1 protein-coding gene is annotated in these 462 nt (G+C 66.2%); it reads left to right on the top strand.

The genetic code is table 11. From position 1 onward, the window contains the following. Positions 1–462: saccharopine dehydrogenase C-terminal domain-containing protein (locus tag O7A61_RS32435; RefSeq protein WP_337133210.1), on the top strand; the 462-nt coding region annotated here is incomplete at both ends.

Below are 462 nucleotides of genomic sequence, written 5' to 3'. Positions count from 1 at the left end.
CCAACACGCGTGTGCGCAGCTGGTGCCCGACGCCCGGCCCGCAATACGGCCTGCTGGTGACGCATAACGAGTCGATCTCGATCGCCGACTTCTTCACCGTGCGGTCGAAGAAGGGCAAGGTCCAGTATCGCCCGACCTGCCACTACGCCTACCATCCCTGCAACGACGCCATGCTGTCGCTGGATGCGATGTTCGGCGCCGACGGCAAGCCGCAGCCGATCCATCACGTGCTCGACGAGAACGAACTGGTCGACGGCGTCGACGAGCTCGGCGTGCTGCTCTACGGCCACGACAAGAACGCCTACTGGTATGGCTCGCAGCTGTCGCTGGCCGAGGCGCGCAAGCTTGCCCCCTACCAGAACGCCACCGGCCTGCAGGTGACCTCGGCTGTGCTCGCCGGCATGGTCTGGGCGCTGGAGAACCCGACCGCCGGCATCGTCGAGGCCGACGAGATGGACTACC

This window comes from Mesorhizobium sp. Cs1321R2N1 (genome assembly GCF_037179725.1).
Lineage (GTDB): Bacteria > Pseudomonadota > Alphaproteobacteria > Rhizobiales > Rhizobiaceae > Mesorhizobium > Mesorhizobium salmacidum.
This window is presented reverse-complemented; position numbering and strand designations above follow the sequence as displayed.